The organism is Paraconexibacter algicola, from assembly GCF_003044185.1.
GTDB lineage: Bacteria > Actinomycetota > Thermoleophilia > Solirubrobacterales > Solirubrobacteraceae > Paraconexibacter > Paraconexibacter algicola.
Window position 1 is genome coordinate 1 of record NZ_PYYB01000002.1, and the last position, 16,262, is coordinate 16,262.

Below are 16,262 nucleotides of genomic sequence, written 5' to 3' on the forward strand. Positions count from 1 at the left end.
GTGAAGCCACCCTCGTCGTTGCGGAGCTTGTGCAGCATGTGGAGTGATCCTCCTGGGATCGATGGACCTGTGGGTTGCCCTGCGTGCCAGCTCCGCGGGTCGATGCCGAGGGGCCCAAAGGTCCCGGTGGCGGCCCAGCGTCCTCGCTTGCGGTCGAGGCCTGTGGCTTTGCGTCCCGCCCTCGCGAGCGGTTTGCCCTTGTCACCGTGGGTCTGACGAGGCTCGTATCGACCGGCCGTGCGTCGAGCTTGAGCCCAGAACTGGGTATGGACGTTCGTCCTAGTGCGCGGACCCGATCGTCGGCGGACATCTGCGACCATCGGGGCGTGCTCGCGCGTCGGCTGCTGCTGCTCCTCTCGATCCTGCTGCTGACCGCCGCGCTGAGCAGCGCGCTGACGGCCTCCTCGCGCGACGACGGCGACGACGCGCCGCCGCTGCGGCTGACGCCCCCGACCTCCCCGGACGACCGGGTCACCGCGAACCTCCCCGCCGAGCGGGCCGTCCGCGCGCGCGTCGGGGACGTCGTGGTGCTGCGCGTGCGCTCCGCCGACGCCGACCGGGCCGAGATCCGCGGGCTCGGCGTCGACGTGGCCGTCGGCTCCGGCCTCGACGGGGAGCTGCTGCTCGTCGCCGACCGGCCCGGCCGGTTCCCCGTGACGTTGCGCTACAGCGGCCGCGAGATCGGGACGCTGGCGGTCGCCGACCGGTGAGCGGGGCCACCCCCGACGTCGTGCGCCCGGCGGCGCGCGACGCCGCCCTGGACGGGCTGCGCGGGATCGCCGCCGGCTCGGTGCTCGTCTACCACGCGTGGCTGTACAAGGCCGGGACCGACCCGATGTCCTCGCGGCGCGCCGGGTTCGTCGACGGGGCGCTGCACGAGCTGCGCCTCGGCCTCGTGCTGTTCTTCGTGGTCAGCGGCTTCCTGCTGTTCTCGCCGTGGGTGCGCGCCGCGCTGGAGGGACGTCCCGCGCCCCGGCTGCGCGCGTACGCGATCCGCCGCGTGGGACGGATCGTGCCCGCGTACTACCTGGCGATCCTCGGCTCGATCGTCCTGCTGTGGCCGCACGACGGCTCCCCCGGGGTGCGCCTGCCGCCCGCCGAGGACCTCTGGCTGTTCGCGGTCTTCGGGCAGAACCTGCAGTCCTCGACGCTCCTGAAGCTCGACCCGCCGATGTGGACGCTCGCCGTCGAGGCGACGTTCTACGCGGTGCTGCCGCTCCTCGGGTGGCTCGCGCTGCGCCGGCTGACGGGGCTGTCGCCGCGCGCCGTGCTGCTGGCGGTGTGCGGCCTGTTCTTCGCGGTCGGCGTCGCGTTCAACGCCTGGCTGGTGGCGAACCCCGACCTCGACGCCTACGTGCTGTCCAAGCAGCTGCCGGCGTTCGCGACGTATTTCGCGCTCGGGATGGCGGTCGCCGTCCTCGCCCACGGCCGGACCGTCGGGCCGCGCGCCCGGGCGGTCCTCCTCCTGGCCGGCAGCGCCGCCGTCGTGATCGGGGCCTGGTGGGCCGCCGACTTCGGCCGGCTCGACGACCGCCGCCAGTGGCGGGACACCGGTGCCGCCGCCGGGTTCGCGCTCGTCCTGCTCGCCACGTGGTGCGCCGCCTCGCGCGCCCGGCTGCTCGCATGGGCGCCGCTCAGCGCGCTGGGCCGGCTCTCCTACGGCGTGTACCTCTGGCACGTGCCGCTGATGGTGTGGCTGCGGTCGGTCGGGCTGCTGCCGAGCTCGACCCTCGGCGCCACCGTCGTCGCGCTGCTGCCCACGCTGCTGGTCGCCGCGGCGAGCTGGCGCTGGGTCGAGCTGCCCGCGCAGCGCTTGGCGCGCGCCGCGTCGGCGCGCTGAGCGTCAGCCCGCGGCCGCCTGCTCCTCGGCGGCGCGCCGCGCGGCCTGCGCGTCGTGCTCCGGGATCTGCACGCCGGTCCCCTCGCACCAGGGGCAGACGACCTCGTGCGGGCTGCCCCCGAAGTTCGAGATCAGCTTCCCGGTCCCCCGGCAGGGGGAGCACGGGACGGGCTCGGGCGCTGCGGCCTGGTCGCTCACAGGTCGGCAGGCTAGCGGGCGCGGCGCCTCGTCCGTTCGTCCAGTTGGCCTCCCCCACTTGTGGTGAACGGCGAACGCGCCGATATCCCTGGTGTGCGGGACCGGATCACACACGCGCGACGGGACGAGACCGGCTTCACCCTGGTGGAGGTGCTGGTCGCCGCGACCCTGCTCATCGGCGGGCTGCTCGCGACCCTGACGCTGCTCGACAGCGGCAACCGCACGACCGCCACCTCCAAGCAGCGCGACGTCGCCAACGCCCTCGCCCAGGAGATGATCGAGCGGGCGACCGGCGGCCGGAACTCCCTGGCCCGCAACGACATGACGGACATCGACCGGCTCGCCGCCACCCCCGGTCCGGCGGACCGCCTGCGGGTCGCGCTGGACCCCGACGGGGACGCCGCCAGCACCGGCGTGACGCCGGCGACGCCGACCGCCGCGGGCGCCGCGCCGCTCAGCACGCCGCAGTCCTGGACGCTGCGCCGGCGCGGCACGACCTACACCGTCTCCTACCGTGCCTGCACCCTCTCCGACGCGTACCAGAACGTGTCCATCGCGGGCCCGTTCGACTGCCTGCGACCCGCCACCGGATCCGGGGGCTCGGGGACCGGGACGGCGGGCAGCTGCTCGCTCGAGCTGCTGCAGCCGCAGCAGCTCAACCCGATGGACCCCGGCACCCTGACGGCGCGGCTGCAGCTGCTCGGCATCACGGGCCTGAACGCGTGCGTCGGCGCCCTGCTCCCCGACCTCAGCACCGCGCTGTGCTCGGCGGTCGGGTCCAGCAACCTCGTCAACACCGTCTACAACGGGCTGCTCGGGGCCGGTGGCGGGGTCACCGGGCTGCTCGACGTGCTCGGCAGCGGCGCGAGCGTCGGCCTCTGCCCGCCCACGCAGGTCGAGACCGCCCTCAGCGGCGCGCAGGCGTCGATCGCCACGACCACCCGGCTCGCGGTCACCGTCGCGTGGACCGGCTTCGACGGGCGGGCCCGCTCGATCTCCCAGACCGCGCTCGTGCGCCGGCCGGTGTCGTGATGCGCGCGCGGCTGCGGGACGAGCGCGGACTCACCCTCGTCGAGCTGCTCGTCGGCATGACGCTCGGCATCCTCGTGCTCGGCGCCGTCCTCACCGGCTTCGAGCGGTTCGCCGGCGCGCAGCAGACCGCGAGCGAGGCGACCGCCGCCCAGGACACCGCCCGTGCCCAGGTCCGCGCGACCGTGGCCGAGCTGCGCGAGGCGCGGGTCGCCACCGGGCAGATCGGCCCGATCCCGGCCGGCTGGACGGTCACGCGCAGCGACCTCGTCTTCGCCACCTACGTGCCGTCCGGGGCCACGAGCGTCCCCGGCTGGGTGCGCTACTGCACGCTCACCAGCGGCGCGACGTCCTCCCTGGTGCGGGCCAGCCGCGCCGGCGACACCTGGGTCGCCCCCGGGGCGTGCGCCGCGACCGGCGGCACCGGCGGGTGGACCCACCAGGTCGTGCTGCGCGACCTGCTCCAGCAGCCCGGTCAGCTCTTCGACTACGCGTCCGACGCCTGCGTCGGCGCGACCTGCCTGCCGGCCGCCGCCGACGTGCGCGCCGTCGGGATCCGCGTCGCCGTCGCCCGCAGGGTCGGGTCCACCGCGCTCGGCACCGTCGTGCGCGGCGCCGTCTCGTTCCGCAACCGTCCCGCCACGTGAAGCAGGAGTTCCCCGTGCCCGCTGCTCTCCCCCACCGCCTGCGCGACGAGTCCGGGATGGCGCTCGTCCCGGTCATCTCGCTGCTGGCCGTCATGGTCATGCTCGGCCTGGCGCTGCTGGCGCTCACCGACACGCAGACGCGCGAGGCGCGCGCCCAGCGCGGCGCCGACGCCGCCCAGGCGCTCGCCGAGGGGGTCGTGGCCGCCACCGCCGGGGCGCTGGCGAGCAACTCGACCGCCGCCGACTGGCCGACCTCGGGCAGCTGCCAGAACGTGACGGGCACGCTCGCCCAGAGCACGACCGCGTCCGCGGCCACGCTCGAGGGCCGCATCACCACCGCGATCCGTGACCGGTTCGCGTCGAGCTCCGCCGACTACGACGGTGCCGCGTTCGGCACCACCTGGCGGGTCAGCGTGTGCCCGGTCGCGGGGACCCTCGTCGGCGGGCGCATCGACCAGGACGGCGAGCGGCGGTGGGACGAGTCGTTCCTCACCCGGACCGTCCCCGCGCTCTCGGGCCGCCGCCCGGCGCAGGTGGCGCTGTGGGTGCGCGCGCAGGCGCGCGTGGCGCGCACCGGCACCGGGACGCTGGCGCGCGCCCGCGCCGTCGCGACGAAGATCCGCCAGGGGACCGCGCCGTTCTCCGTCCCGCTCGGCTACGCGGTCGGCACGGGCTCGTTCTCGACCGAGGCGACGACCTCGGTGAACAACGTCGCCTCCGGGCAGCTGCTCGGCTCGGTGCTCGGCACGAAGCCGCTGATCGCCCCGACGAGCTCGAAGATCGGCATCCGCTGCGGCCTGCTGAACACGCTGAACAACCCGAGCTCGGTGTGCCTCAGCGGCACGCTGTCCGGCGTGCAGGGCGCCACCAACGCCCTCGGGCTCTCGACCCTCAACGGCCTGCTCGGGATCGACCGGTCGCTCACGCTCGGCACCTGGGCGATGGCGCCCGCCGACGCCCAGCAGGGCTACCGCGACGCGGCGACGCTGACGAAGGACACGGTCGCCGGCGGCGGCAGCATCGCCACGAAGAGCGCGTCCGGCGCGCCCGAGTGCTTCACCGAGGCCACCGACCAGAACTCGATCGTCTCCCTCGGCCAGGTCGGTGACGGCAACCAGTACTGCACGCTCAGCACGGCCCGCACGTTCAAGATCCTCGTGGTCGGCCGCGGCGGCGTGCGGATCACCGGACCGGTCACCGGCGTCGTCTACGCGCTGAACCTCCAGGAGTGCGGGTCCGACGGCGTCTGCTCCCAGAGCGAGCGCACGAGCGCCGCCGTCCGCGAGGTCGTGCGGATCGAGGGCAACACCGGCAAGGTCACCGGCTCGGTGTGGGCCGACGGCGCCGGCGGGGCGGTCGGGATCTACCCGTCGCTGACGAGCCAGAGCACCGCCGCCCCCGCGCTGCTGGGCGGCGCCTGCTCGATCCCCGTCCTCGGACCGGTGCTGAACGTCCTCGGCGGCACGCTCGCCGGGGTCGGCCAGCTGCTCGGGCAGACGCTCGGGCTCGTCGCCGGCGTGCAGGAGCAGGTCCGCTACCCGGGCGGCGCCTCCTCGCTGACCGGCTGCCAGGCGCTCACCAACCAGCTCGGCACGCTCACCGACAGCCAGCTGCTGAACCTGTTCGCGACCGGCGGCGACGTCGCCGTCCCGGTCTCCGAGCGCCGCACGCGCACGTGCAAGACGTGGCTGGTCGTCTGCCTGGAGTGGAACGCCTGGTCGTCCTGGACGACGAAGGAGACCCAGACGGTGTCGCTGCCCGCGCTGACCTCCGACGTCGTCGGGGCGCTGACCTCGGCGCTCACGAGCTACACCGCGATCCAGTACGACGAGAACGTCGTGAAGGCCGCGTCGGTCGGCTTCACGGTCGGCGGCGGGCCCGTGTCGGGCACCTACCGCAACGTCGCGCCGAACTGAGCCGGGCGGGCGTAGCCTGCCGGGCGTGCCCGCCCCGCACGACGGCCGCTACGCCCCCAGCCCCACCGGGCCGCTGCACCTGGGCAACCTGCGCACCGCGCTGCTGGCCTGGCTGTTCGCGCGCCGCGCCGGTGGACGGTTCGTGCTGCGCATCGACGACCTCGACCAGGGACGCTCGCGCCGCGAGCACGAGGCCGGGCAGCTGGCCGACCTCGCCGCGCTCGGGCTCGACTGGGACGGGCCCGTGCCGCGCCAGTCCGCCCGCGCCGACCGCTACGCCGAGGGACTCGCCGCGCTGGAGGCGCAGGGGCTCGTCTACCCGTGCTGGTGCACCCGCGCCGAGCTGCGCGAGGCCGCCAGCGCCCCGCACGGCGCGCTGCCGGAGGGCGCCTACCCCGGCACGTGCCTGCGGCTGACCGCCGCGCAGCGCGCCGAGCGGGAGGCGCGCGGCCGCCCGCCGGCGCTGCGCGTGCGCGCCGACGCGGCGGTCGTGACGGTCGAGGACCGGCTGCTCGGCCCGTCCACCCAGGTCGTCGACGACCTCGTCGTGCGTCGCGCCGACGGCACGCACGCCTACAACCTCGCGGTCGTCCTGGACGACCACGACCAAGGCGTCGGGGAGGTCGTCCGCGGCGCCGACCTCGCCGAGACGACCGGTCGGCAGGTCTGGCTCGCCCGGCGCCTGGGTCTCGCCGTCCCCGCCCACGCGCACGTCCCGCTCGTGCTCGGGCCCGAGGGCCGCCGGCTGGCCAAGCGCGACGGGGCGGTGACGCTCGCGGACCGGCGCGCCCTCGGCGAGCGCCCGGAGCAGGTCCGCGGCCTGCTCGCCGCGAGCGTCGGGCTCTGCGCGCCCGGCGCGACGCCCGCCATGGACGAGCTCGTGGCGGCCTTCGACCCGGCGCGCCTGCCGCGCGAGCCGACGGTCCTGCGACCGTGACGCCGCTTTCCGGGCGCCCCTCAGCGGACGCCGTGCGGCCCGCGCGGGTAGGGTCACGGCGATGGCCAAGGTCGATGCGCACATGATCGCGGCCCGCGCACGTGACGCGGGACGGCTGGGCATCGACACGGAGTTCATGGGCGAGGGCCGCTACCGGTCGCTGCTGTGCCTCGTCCAGGTCGCCGTCGACGACGGCGACGGTGCCGCCGACGTGTGGGTGCTCGACCCGCTGGACCGCGACGGGTTCGACCCCGCGCCGCTGGCGGAGCTGCTCGCCGACCCGGCCATCGAGATCGTCCTGCACGCCGGCCGCCAGGACGTCGCGCTGCTGCGCCGCGTCTGGGGCACGACGATCACCAACGTCTTCGACACGCAGATCGCCGCCGGCTTCGCCGGCATGCGCGCCCAGATCGGCTACGAGGGCCTGCTCTCCGAGCTGCTCGGGGTGCGGCTGCAGAAGTCCGCGAGCTTCACGAAGTGGGACGCGCGCCCGCTCAGCCCCGAGCAGGCCGAGTACGCCCGCGAGGACGTCCTGCACATCCTGCAGGCGACCGACGCGCTGAAGGACCGGCTCGAGCGCAGCGGCCGCCTCGAGTGGGCGCAGGAGGAGTGCCGCGTCCTCGAGACGATCACCGACGACCGCGACGTCGACGCCGTGTTCGAGCGGCTGCCGCGCATCGCCGGCCTCGACGGCGGGGTCCGCGCGATCGCCCGCGAGCTCGTCGCCTGGCGCGAGGAGACCGCACGCGAGCAGGACAAGCCCGTCTCCAGCGTGCTGCAGGACGCCGCGCTCGTCGAGATCGCGCGGCGCAAGCCGAAGTCGATGGAGCGCCTGTCCCAGATCCGCGGCCTGCACGAGGGCATCCTGCGACGGCGCGGCAAGTGGATCCTCGACGCGGTCGAGCGGGGCCGCGAGCAGCCGCCGATCCCGACCACGAGCGAGCGCAGCCCGGGCCCGTCGCCCAAGGACGCCCCGCTGATCGCGCTGTCCGAGGCGCTCGTGCGCGCCCACGCGCTCTCCTCCGGGCTCGCCTACGAGCTGCTCGCCACGCGCGCCGACCTGCAGGCGGTCGTGACCGCCGTGCGCGAGGGCCTGACCGAGCCCGACGTGCGGACGCTGCGCGGCTGGCGCCGCGAGCTGGTCGGCGACGAGCTGCTCGCGCTGCTGCGCGGGGAGCGCGTGCTGTGCGTCGGCGACGGCCTGCGCCTGGACGTCACCGCGCGCTGATCGCGGTCCGCCGGCCGCGTGGTCGGTCCGGGGCGCTCGTGCGTATCCCGATGGATGGCTGATCGCACCCCGACCTCCCGCTTCGGCCGCTCCGCACGCATCGGCGGCCTCGTCGCCGGGCAGGGCGCCCGCGTCGCCGGCGGCAAGCTCCTGGACAAGGCCCGCGGCGACGAGTCGCGCGAGCGCGCGCAGCGCAAGCGCACCGCCGCGGTGGTGGAGCAGGTCGTCGTGCAGCTCGGCTCGATGAAGGGCGCGGCCATGAAGTTCGGCCAGGTGCTCTCCACGATCGACCTGCCCGGGCTCGAGCAGGAGGACTCCGAGCGCATCAAGGCCCGCCTGGCGGAGCTGCGCGACAACGCGCCGAAGGTCGAGTTCTCCAAGATGGAGAAGCTGATGGCGGCCGAGTGGGGGCAGCCCGTCGACAAGGTGCTGCGCGAGCTGGACCGCGAGCCGATCGCTGCCGCGTCGATCGGGCAGGTCTACCGGGGCGTCACCCACGACGGCGACGAGGTCGCCATCAAGGTGCAGTACCCGGGCATCGCGGAGGCGGTCGACGCCGACCTGCGCAACATGAAGATCCTGCTGCCGCTGATCGGGCGTCTCGCCCCCGGCCTCGACACCAACGCGGTCGCCGAGGAGCTGCGCGAGCGCGTCACCGAGGAGCTCGACTACGAGCTCGAGGCCCAGAACCACCGGCGGATGGCGCGCGCGTGGCGCGGCCACCCGTTCGTGCGGATCCCCGCGGTCGACACGTCGCTGTCGACCCGCCGGGTGCTCGTGACCGAGATGATCCAGGGCGGCCAGCCGTTCTCCGCGGTCAAGGAGCTGCCCGAGTCCGACCGCGACGCGTTCGCCGAGATGGTCTTCCGGTTCTTCTACGGCTGCGCGACGCGCCTGGACCTGGTCTGCGGCGACCCCCATCCGGGCAACTTCCTGCGCCTGCCCGACGGCACCGTCTCGTTCTTCGACTTCGGCATGATGCGCCAGCTGCCCGCGGGCTACTCCAAGCGGGAGAGCGTGATCTTCTCCGCGGTCCGCGACGAGGACGCCGCCGGCGTCGCCCGGGGCCTGCGGGACCTCGGCTACCTGCCCGACTCGTTCGACTTCCCCGACGAGCTCGTCTACGAGCACATGCGCCGCACGGGCGCGTGGATGTTCGACTGGGAGCCGCCGGTGCGGCTGTCGGGCGAGTCGGCGCACCGGCTGATGGACGACGTGCTCGCGATCGGCGGCGAGTGGCGGTCGATGGTCCGTGGGTTCGACATGCCGCCGGAGGCGCTGCTGATGCGGCGGATGGAGAACATCCTCTTCGGGGTCGCGTGCGACCTGCGCGCCGCGGCCGACTGGGGCGCGCTCTGGGCGGAGTTCTTCCTCGACGAGCCGTACGACACCGAGATCGGCCGCCTCGAGCGCGAGTGGGCGCTCGACCGGGTCGCCTGAGGGCGACCGCCCCGGTCAGCCGACCGCGACGCGCATCGCGCGGGCGAGGTCGCCGCCGATGCTCAGCTCCACCGACGGGAACCGCACGGTGAGCGGTCCGCCGAACGGCTGACGGTCGAGCACCTCGACCGCGTCGCCGATCTGGATGCCGCGCCCGGCGAGGTAGCGGAGCATCTCCGGGTCCTCGTCGCTGATCCGCACGAACCGCCCGGACGCCCCGGGCTCCAGCGCCGACAGCGACACGCTGTCGCCCTCGTCGATGCGCAGGTCCGCGTCGGGGATCGGGTCGCCGTGCGGGTCGTGGGTCGGGTGGCCGAGCTTCGCGGCGATCCGCGCCTCGAGGTCCTCGCTGATGACGTGCTCGAGCGCCTCGGCCTCCTCGTGCACGCGGTCCCACGGGACCCCGAGGTGCTCGTGCAGGTACAGCTCGAGCAGGCGGTGGTGGCGCATGACCTCCAGCGCGACCTTCTCCCCCTGCTCGCTCAGCGTCACGCCCTTGTAGGGGGCGTGCGAGGCGAGACCGAGATCCGCCATGCGCTTGACCATCGCCGACGCGGAGCCCGCGGTCACGCCGAGCCGGTCGGCCAGCTCGTTCGTGCCGACGGTGCCGTCGCCACGCCGCTGCAGGGCGTAGATCGCCTTGGCGTAGTTCTCGACGGCCTCGCCGTGCTGACGATTGCCGGAAGGGGTCGCCATCGTCGCCAATCCTCGCACGTCGCCCGGCGCGGGACCGCTCAGCGCGTCGCGGCTCCCCCGGGCGGCGGGCCGTCCAGCCAGGCGTCGACGAGCGCCCCGATCTCGTCCGGGCGCTCCAGGTGCAGCCAGTGCCCGGCGCCGGGCACGACCGCGAAGCGGCTTCCCGGGGCCAGCAGGTCCTGTGCGCGCTCCCCGATCGCCGCGAGCATGCAGCCGTCGTCCTGCCCGTGCAGCGAGAGCACCGGCGCCCCGGCGCGCAGGCCGAACAGCCGCGCGAAGCCGCGCGTGAGGTTCTGGCGGTAGTAGGCGAGCGCGGCCTCGCGCTGCGCGCGCGTGGCGAGGGCGGCGCGGACGTGCGCGAGGTCCTCGGTCGCGTCGTACCCCGGCGACCAGCTGCGCCACAGCGCCGGGATCATCCGGTGCAGGAGCGTCCGCTCGACGAACGGCAGCTGGTTGTAGAGGAAGTACCAGCTGCGGCGGGACTGTCGCAGGCCCAGGCGCAGGTCGCGCGGGGCGTGGGTGAGCGGGCGCAGCAGCGCGGCCGGCGGCGGGATCGACAGCGCGACGTGCCGGGCGAAGCGCCCCGGGTCGCGCGCGGTGACCGCCCAGACCTGGACGGCGCCCCAGTCGTGCCCGACGAGCACCGCGCGGTCGTCGCCGTCCAGCGCCGCGTGCAGGGCGAGCAGGTCGCCGGCGAGGTCCTCGACGAGGTAGCGGCCGTCCGGTGCGGGCCCGGTCGGCCCGTAGCCGCGCGTGTAGGGCGCCACGACCCGGTAGCCGCGCGCGGCCAGCCGGGGACCGAGATGCCGCCAGGTCGACGGCGCGTCCGGATAGCCGTGGACGAGGATCGCCAGCGGCGCGTCCGCCGCCGCACCGGCGGGGGCCCAGGTCAGCGCGTGCAGGCGCAGCCCGGGCAGGTCGACGGCGATCGGCTCGGGGGCGCGCATCCCGCGACCGTACCCGGCGGCGGGCGTGCGCCGCGTGAGCGGGCGGCGCGCTCAGGCGGGCAGCGGGACCCCCTCGGGCAGCCGGAACCGCACGCGGGTCCCCGCGGGCGCGTCCTCGAGCCAGATGCGCCCGCCGTGCGCCTCGACGATCGCGCGGGCGATCGCCAGGCCCAGCCCCGCGCCGCCCGCCGTGCGCGCCGCCCGGTCGCCGCCCTGGAAGAACGCGTCGAAGACCCGCTCCCGGTCCTCGGCCGGGATGCCCGAGCCGGTGTCCGCCACCTCGATCTCGACGCCGTCCCCGACCGGCTCCGCCCGGACGACGACGCTGCCGTCGGCGGGCGTGTGGCGGATCGCGTTCTGGATCAGGTTGAAGAGGACGCGCTGCAGCTGCTCCGGGTTGGCGCGCGCGGGCACGAGGCCCGCGGCGAGGTCCGCGCGGACCTCCACGCGTCGCTGCTCGGCCTGCGGGCGCATCGCGTCGACGGTCTCGGCGACGAGCGCGTCGAGCGGCACGTGCTCGGCCGTCCAGCGGATCTCGCCGGCCTGCAGGCGCGTCAGCTCGAAGAGGTCGTCGATCAGCGCGCCGAGCGCACGCACGTGCGTGGTCATCCGCGCGAGCTGCTCGCGGCGGCGGTCGGGCTCGAAGATGTCGTCCTCGAGGCCCTCGGCGATGAGCTGCAACGCGGTGATTGGCGTGCGCAGGTCGTGCGAGACGGCGGCCATCAGCTGGCGCCGCGCGTCCTCCTCGCGCGCGATCCGCTCGACCATCCGGTCGACGTCGGCGGCGAGACGGGCCAGCTCGTCTTCCCCGGCGACCCCGGTGCGCACGTCGCGCCGGCCGGCGCCGACCGCGTCGAGCGTGCCGCTGATCGCGTCGAGGTCGGCGAGCGCACCGCCGCCCAGCAGCCGCGCGAGCCACAGGCCGACCGCGCCCGCGAACACCACGACGACGACGGTGAAGAACGCGTCGTGGGCGTTGAAGAACATCTGCTGGACGAACAGCGCGACCGCGACCAGCGCCTGCGCCCCGACGAGCACGGCGATCGTCGCGAGGTGCCGGCGCAGCGACCGTCGCGGCCGGCGCTCGGCGAGCGCGTGGCCGACGAGCACGGTCAGCACCCCGACTGGGCCGAGCAGCACGAGCACGAGCCAGGCCGCGTGGCCGCCGTAGGGCAGGGCCGACACCGCGGCCAGCAGGCCGGTGAGCGCGGCGACGAACAGCAGGCTCGTGGCCCGCCCGCTCATGCCGCCGTCCCGAAGCGGTAGCCGACGCCCCACACCGTCTCGATCCAGCGCGGCTGCTCGGGGTCGACCTCGATCTTCGCGCGCAGCCGCCGGATGTGGACGGTGACGGTCGAGGTGTCGGTGTAGAACGAGTACTGCCAGACGCGGTCCATCAGCTGGTTGCGCGTGAACGCCCGGCCCGGGTGCCGGGCGAGGAACAGCAGCAGGTCGAACTCGCGCTGGGTGAGCGCGACCTCCTCGCCCGCGGCGAGCACGCGGCGACCGACCGGGTCGATCGTCAGCCCGTCGAGCTCGATCGCCGGCTCGTCCTCGGGCGTGATGTCCAGCCGGCGCAGGACGGCGTCGACGCGGGCGACGAGCTCCGCCGGGCTGAACGGCTTCACGACGTAGTCGTCGGCGCCCAGTCGCAGGCCGGTGATGCGGTCGCTCTCCTCCCCCTTGGCGGTCAGCAGGATGATCGGCGTGCGCCGCCGGTGCTGCTCGCGGATACGCCGCATCACCTCGAGCCCGTCGATCCCCGGCAGCATCAGGTCCAGGACGATGAGGTCCGGGGCTTCGCGGGCGGCCGCGTCGACCGCGGCGAGGCCGTCGGCGGCGAGGCGGGTGCGGTAGCCCGCCCGCTGCAGGTAGCGGGAGACGACGTCCCCGATCGTGGGTTCGTCGTCCACCACCAGGACGGACCCGCGGGAGTGCTCGCTCGTCGTGCTCACCGGCCGAGTGTGGACCGCCGGGACGGCGCGGGCAAGGGCGCGCGGGGCGCGTTCACCGACCGTTCATCGGCCGGACGTCGCGCGCAGCGGCGCGTGCGCGAACTCCGCCATGCCGACGAGGAAGTCCTCCCGGGCGGTGAACCCCAGGACGGTCCGGGCGCGCGCGGGGTCGGCGACGACGTGCCGGACGTCCCCGAGGCGGTACTCGCCGGTCACGACCGGGTCGGGGGCGTCGCCGTGCGCCGCCTGCAGCGCGCGGGCCATCTCGCCGACGGTGCGCGGCTCCCCGCTGCAGACGTTGAACGCGCCCGGCACGGGCTCCGCGGCCAGGAGCGCGAGGACGTTCGCGCGCGCGACGTCGCGGACGTGGACGAAGTCGCGGCGCTGCCCGCCGTCCTCGAAGACGCGCGGTGCGCGCCCGGCGGCCAGGGCGCTGGCGAAGATCGACGCGACGCCCGCGTACGGGGTGTCGCGCGGCATCCGCGGGCCGTAGACGTTGTGGTAGCGCAGCGAGGTCACGGGGACGCCGGTCTCGCGCGAGAACGCCTCGGCGAGGTGCTCCTGGTGGAGCTTCGTGGCGGCGTAGACGTTGCGCGGGTCCGCGGGGGCGTCCTCGGGCACGAGCTCGGCGGTGAGCGGCGCCCCGCAGGTCGGGCACGGTGGCTCGAAGCGGCCCGCGTCGAGGTCGCTGCGCCGCCGCGCACCGGGGCGCACCACGCCGTGGGTCGGGCAGCGGTAGCGGCCCTCCCCGTAGACGACCATGCTCGACGCCTGGACGAGCCGCGGCGGGGTGCGCGTGCGGGCGAGCTCGCGCAGGAGCACGGCGGTGCCGAGGTCGTTGTGGGACACGTAGTCGGCGATGTCGCCGATCTCGGTGCCGAGCCCGACCATCGCGGCCTGGTGGCAGACGGCGTCGACGCCGCGCAGCGCCGCCGCGACGACGGCGCCGTCGCGCACGTCGCCGCGGACCCACTGCGCGCCCTCGGGGACGAGCGGCTCCGCGTCGGTCGCGTGCGCGGCCGGGTGCAGGTCGTCGAGCAGCCGGACGTCGTGGCCGGCGGCGAGCAGCGCCTCGGCGACGTGCCCGCCGACGAAGCCGGCGCCGCCGGTGATGAGCACGAGGGTCACGGGGTCCTCCCGGAGGGGTCGACGAGGTGCAGGTCGCGAGCGCCCGAGACGAGCAGCCGGCCGTCGCTGAGCCGCACGACGCCGTAGCGGCAGTCGCGGTCGAGCACGCCGGTGCGCCGCCACGGCGCGTCGGGCGTCGGCTGCTCGAAGCGGTCGAGCCGTCCGCTGACGACCCCGCAGACGGCCAGCCGCCGCTCGCCGAGCGCCGCCACGCCGGACGGGGCGATGCGCCCGGGCAGGTCGGTCACGGGACCGCCCGTGCCGTCGCCGGGGCCGATCCGCTCGGGGCGGCGGCCGGGCGCGTTGTCGGCCACGAGGAGCCGTCCGCGCGGGGTGCGGTCGAACGCGAACGGGTTGTTCCAGCCGCCGGACAGGACGCGTGGCCGCTGGTCGGGCGGGCCGTCGGGGTCGAGGGCGAGGAGCTTGCCGTTGAGGGCGCGCGGGTCGCGGACGCGCGGCGGGTCCTGGAGGTCGCCCACGCCGATGACGAGCCGGTCGCGGTCCGGGTCGTGCAGCAGGTGTCCGCCGGTCGCCAGCGCGGTACCGACGGGCCCGGTCCAGACGCGCGTGCGCGGGGCCGGGCGCAGGCGCTCGACGACGAGGCGCCCGCCGTCACGCGCCGACGTGTACGAGGCCCAGACGGTCCGGCCGTCCGGGGTCGCGGCGAGCCCGAGCAGGCCACGCTGCCCGCCGGTGCGCACCGGCAGCCGCGCGAGGACGGTCGCCCCGGGCTCGCGCCGCACGATCCCGGAGGCCAGCTCGCCGGTGAGGTAGCCGCCGTCCGGCAGCGCGGCGAGCGCGGCGAGGACCGGGGTCGCGGCGGCAGGCTGCCGCGGGTCGGCCTGGGTGCGGGTCGGCTCCTCCCCGCCACCGCAGCCGGCGACGGCGAGCGCGACCAGCGCCAGGGCTGCGAGGGGACGCCGTCGGCTCACCACGGGGACCGCGCTCCGAGCTGGACGCAGAGCCCGAGGGCGGCGGCGCTGGCCAGCCAGCGTCGCGACGACCCGAGGGCGCAGGTCGCGAGGACGATCCAGGGGGCGAACGGCAGCCAGATCCGCTCCGTCTCGCCGCGGGAGAGGCCGCTGAGCGCCGCCGCGCTCAGCGCGACCGCCGCGCCGCCGGTGAGGATCCAGGTGCCGCGGTCGCGCAGCCGCACCAGCCCGACCGCCGCGGCGGGCCCGACGACGAGGCAGAACGCCGCGAGGTCGATCAGCAGGAACTCCAGGTACGGGCGGCGGGAGGCGACCCCGGCCTCGTAGAGCTCCCGCGTGGCCGCGAGCCCGTCGAACCACCAGAAGCCCGCGCTCGCGAAGACCGCGAAGACGGCGCCGACCCCGACCGCGGCGAGCACGAGGACGCGCCAGGCGCGCCGCCACAGCACGATCGCCAGCGGGATCGCGCCCAGCGGCGTGATCCCGTAGCTGAGGTGCAGGGCGGTGCCGAGCACGAGCCCGGCGGCGACCGCGCACCCGTCCGCCCGCCGGCCCGCGGGACCGCTCGCCGCCACGGCGATCAGCGCGATCCCGACGGCCGCCACGCCGGTGAAGAGCGCGTCGGCGGAGGTCCCCATCCACACCGCCCCCGGGAGCAGCACGAGGAACGGCGCCGCCCGGCGTGCCGCGCGCTCCCCCGCGAGGGCGCGGTGCGCGACGAGCGCGGCCGGGACCGCGAGCGCGCCCCCGGCGGTGACCAGCACGGTCGCCCAGCCGGCGCCGCCGAGCCCGACCGCGTCCATCCCGGCGAGCAGCAGCACGAGGCCCGGCGGGTGGCCCTTCACGTGCGTCGGGTAGGTCGGCAGCAGCTCGGTGAAGGTCCGCAGGAAGCCGCCCGGGGAGCCGACCCGGTCGACCGCGGCGAGGTACTCGTAGCGGGTCTCCAGCGGCGCGGTCAGCGCGGCGGGCCCGTCGGTCAGCGCCAGCAGCACGATCCACGTGGCCGCGGCGACGGTGGCGGCGACGAGCAGCCCCGGCCAGCGCAGCGCCGACGCGACGCGCTGCCCGGCGGCGACCGCGACCACCGCGAACGCCACGGCGGCGAGCGCCCACGCCCCGAGACGCAGGTCCGCGGTCCCGACGAGCGGGGCGTTGCCGATCCGCACGAGCGGGTCGTCGTCGTAGAGCGCCCGGCCGACGAGCGCGCCGGCCACGAGGACCAGCGCCCACCCGCCGACCGCGGCGACGGTGCGCGGGCGGTCCTGCATCGGTCCCCGACGCTAGCGCCGACGGACCCCGTCGGCGAGCGCGGACGACCCTGTTTCGTGGTTCGTCATCACTCCGGGGGCCCCGCGGCCCTACCGTGGTC

Annotated in this window: 16 protein-coding genes and 1 riboswitch; of the genes, 8 read left to right on the forward strand and 8 right to left on the reverse strand. The window is 75.8% G+C overall.

Translation table 11 applies throughout. The features are described 5' to 3' along the window. Positions 1-125: 125 nt before the first annotated feature. Positions 126-207, reverse strand: a riboswitch (cyclic di-GMP riboswitch). A 119-nt stretch (positions 208-326) separates the two neighbouring features. Beyond that, positions 327-710, forward strand: coding sequence for a hypothetical protein (locus tag C7Y72_RS13925; protein ID WP_107569810.1), 384 nt, complete (start codon positions 327-329; stop codon positions 708-710). Then, positions 707-1,840, forward strand: a complete 1,134-nt coding sequence (locus C7Y72_RS13930; protein WP_107569811.1) for an acyltransferase family protein — start codon at positions 707-709, stop codon at positions 1,838-1,840. The genes C7Y72_RS13925 and C7Y72_RS13930 overlap by 4 nt, the downstream gene beginning before the upstream one ends. A 3-nt stretch (positions 1,841-1,843) precedes the next feature. On the opposite strand, the gene C7Y72_RS13935 is transcribed toward C7Y72_RS13930, so the two are convergent. After that, complete coding sequence (locus C7Y72_RS13935) at positions 1,844-2,038, reverse strand: hypothetical protein (protein ID WP_107569812.1); 195 nt, start codon at positions 2,036-2,038, stop codon at positions 1,844-1,846. A 150-nt stretch (positions 2,039-2,188) separates the two neighbouring features. On the opposite strand from C7Y72_RS13935, the gene C7Y72_RS13940 reads away from it, so the two are divergent. The 6 genes from C7Y72_RS13940 to C7Y72_RS13965 all read left to right on the forward strand — a co-directional run bounded on the left by C7Y72_RS13940 (position 2,189) and on the right by C7Y72_RS13965 (position 9,235). Beyond that, a complete protein-coding gene (locus C7Y72_RS13940) occupies positions 2,189-3,070 on the forward strand; it encodes a hypothetical protein (RefSeq protein ID WP_146175384.1) in 882 nt (293 codons plus the stop codon). Next, positions 3,070-3,714 (forward strand): PilW family protein, encoded by a 645-nt coding sequence (locus tag C7Y72_RS13945; RefSeq protein ID WP_107569814.1) that lies wholly within the window; start codon positions 3,070-3,072, stop codon positions 3,712-3,714. The genes C7Y72_RS13940 and C7Y72_RS13945 overlap by 1 nt, the downstream gene beginning before the upstream one ends. Then, entirely contained in the window at positions 3,711-5,630 is a 1,920-nt protein-coding gene (locus C7Y72_RS13950; RefSeq protein ID WP_107569815.1) for a hypothetical protein, read from the forward strand. Before C7Y72_RS13945 ends, C7Y72_RS13950 begins: the two co-directional genes overlap by 4 nt. Before the next feature lie 25 nt (positions 5,631-5,655). Further along, complete coding sequence (gene gluQRS / locus C7Y72_RS13955) at positions 5,656-6,567, forward strand: tRNA glutamyl-Q(34) synthetase GluQRS (protein ID WP_199223970.1); 912 nt, start codon at positions 5,656-5,658, stop codon at positions 6,565-6,567. Between the two features lie 61 nt (positions 6,568-6,628). Further along, positions 6,629-7,795, forward strand: a complete 1,167-nt coding sequence (locus C7Y72_RS13960; protein ID WP_107569817.1) for a ribonuclease D — start codon at positions 6,629-6,631, stop codon at positions 7,793-7,795. A 54-nt stretch (positions 7,796-7,849) separates the two neighbouring features. Next, a complete protein-coding gene (locus tag C7Y72_RS13965; protein WP_107569818.1) occupies positions 7,850-9,235 on the forward strand; it encodes an ABC1 kinase family protein in 1,386 nt (461 codons plus the stop codon). A 15-nt stretch (positions 9,236-9,250) separates the two neighbouring features. On the opposite strand, the gene C7Y72_RS13970 is transcribed toward C7Y72_RS13965, so the two are convergent. From C7Y72_RS13970 to C7Y72_RS23380, 7 genes are all read right to left on the reverse strand, one after another. Next, positions 9,251-9,931: a metal-dependent transcriptional regulator gene (locus tag C7Y72_RS13970; RefSeq protein ID WP_107569819.1), complete on the reverse strand. Its 681-nt coding sequence runs from the start codon at positions 9,929-9,931 to the stop codon at positions 9,251-9,253. Between the two features lie 38 nt (positions 9,932-9,969). Then, positions 9,970-10,878 carry an alpha/beta fold hydrolase gene (locus C7Y72_RS13975; protein WP_107569820.1) on the reverse strand — a complete coding sequence of 303 codons (909 nt, stop codon included), beginning with the start codon at positions 10,876-10,878 and terminating at the stop codon, positions 9,970-9,972. 51 nt (positions 10,879-10,929) lie between these two features. Then, the gene (locus tag C7Y72_RS13980) at positions 10,930-12,123 is read right to left on the reverse strand and encodes a sensor histidine kinase (RefSeq protein ID WP_107569821.1); all 1,194 of its coding nucleotides are present in this window, start codon (positions 12,121-12,123) and stop codon (positions 10,930-10,932) included. Continuing rightward, complete coding sequence (locus C7Y72_RS13985) at positions 12,120-12,833, reverse strand: response regulator transcription factor (RefSeq protein ID WP_107569822.1); 714 nt, start codon at positions 12,831-12,833, stop codon at positions 12,120-12,122. The genes C7Y72_RS13980 and C7Y72_RS13985 overlap by 4 nt, the downstream gene beginning before the upstream one ends. Positions 12,834-12,896: 63 nt before the next feature. Next, a complete protein-coding gene (locus C7Y72_RS13990) occupies positions 12,897-13,961 on the reverse strand; it encodes an NAD-dependent epimerase/dehydratase family protein (protein ID WP_107569823.1) in 1,065 nt (354 codons plus the stop codon). After that, the gene (locus C7Y72_RS23375; protein ID WP_158276861.1) at positions 13,958-14,893 is read right to left on the reverse strand and encodes a PQQ-dependent sugar dehydrogenase; all 936 of its coding nucleotides are present in this window, start codon (positions 14,891-14,893) and stop codon (positions 13,958-13,960) included. Before C7Y72_RS23375 ends, C7Y72_RS13990 begins: the two co-directional genes overlap by 4 nt. Further along, a complete protein-coding gene (locus C7Y72_RS23380) occupies positions 14,890-16,161 on the reverse strand; it encodes a hypothetical protein (protein ID WP_158276862.1) in 1,272 nt (423 codons plus the stop codon). Before C7Y72_RS23380 ends, C7Y72_RS23375 begins: the two co-directional genes overlap by 4 nt. Between the last annotated feature and the right edge of the window lie 101 nt (positions 16,162-16,262).

Coding starts and splice junctions, on each gene's coding strand:
- C7Y72_RS13980 (WP_107569821.1), bottom strand. CDS start 12,123: ATGAGCGGGCGGGCCACGAGCCTGCTGTTCGTCGCCGCGCTCACCGGC.
- C7Y72_RS13945 (WP_107569814.1), top strand. CDS start 3,070: ATGCGCGCGCGGCTGCGGGACGAGCGCGGACTCACCCTCGTCGAGCTG.
- C7Y72_RS13965 (WP_107569818.1), top strand. CDS start 7,850: ATGGCTGATCGCACCCCGACCTCCCGCTTCGGCCGCTCCGCACGCATC.
- C7Y72_RS13970 (WP_107569819.1), bottom strand. CDS start 9,931: ATGGCGACCCCTTCCGGCAATCGTCAGCACGGCGAGGCCGTCGAGAAC.
- C7Y72_RS23380 (WP_158276862.1), bottom strand. CDS start 16,161: ATGCAGGACCGCCCGCGCACCGTCGCCGCGGTCGGCGGGTGGGCGCTG.
- C7Y72_RS13960 (WP_107569817.1), top strand. CDS start 6,629: ATGGCCAAGGTCGATGCGCACATGATCGCGGCCCGCGCACGTGACGCG.
- C7Y72_RS13975 (WP_107569820.1), bottom strand. CDS start 10,878: ATGCGCGCCCCCGAGCCGATCGCCGTCGACCTGCCCGGGCTGCGCCTG.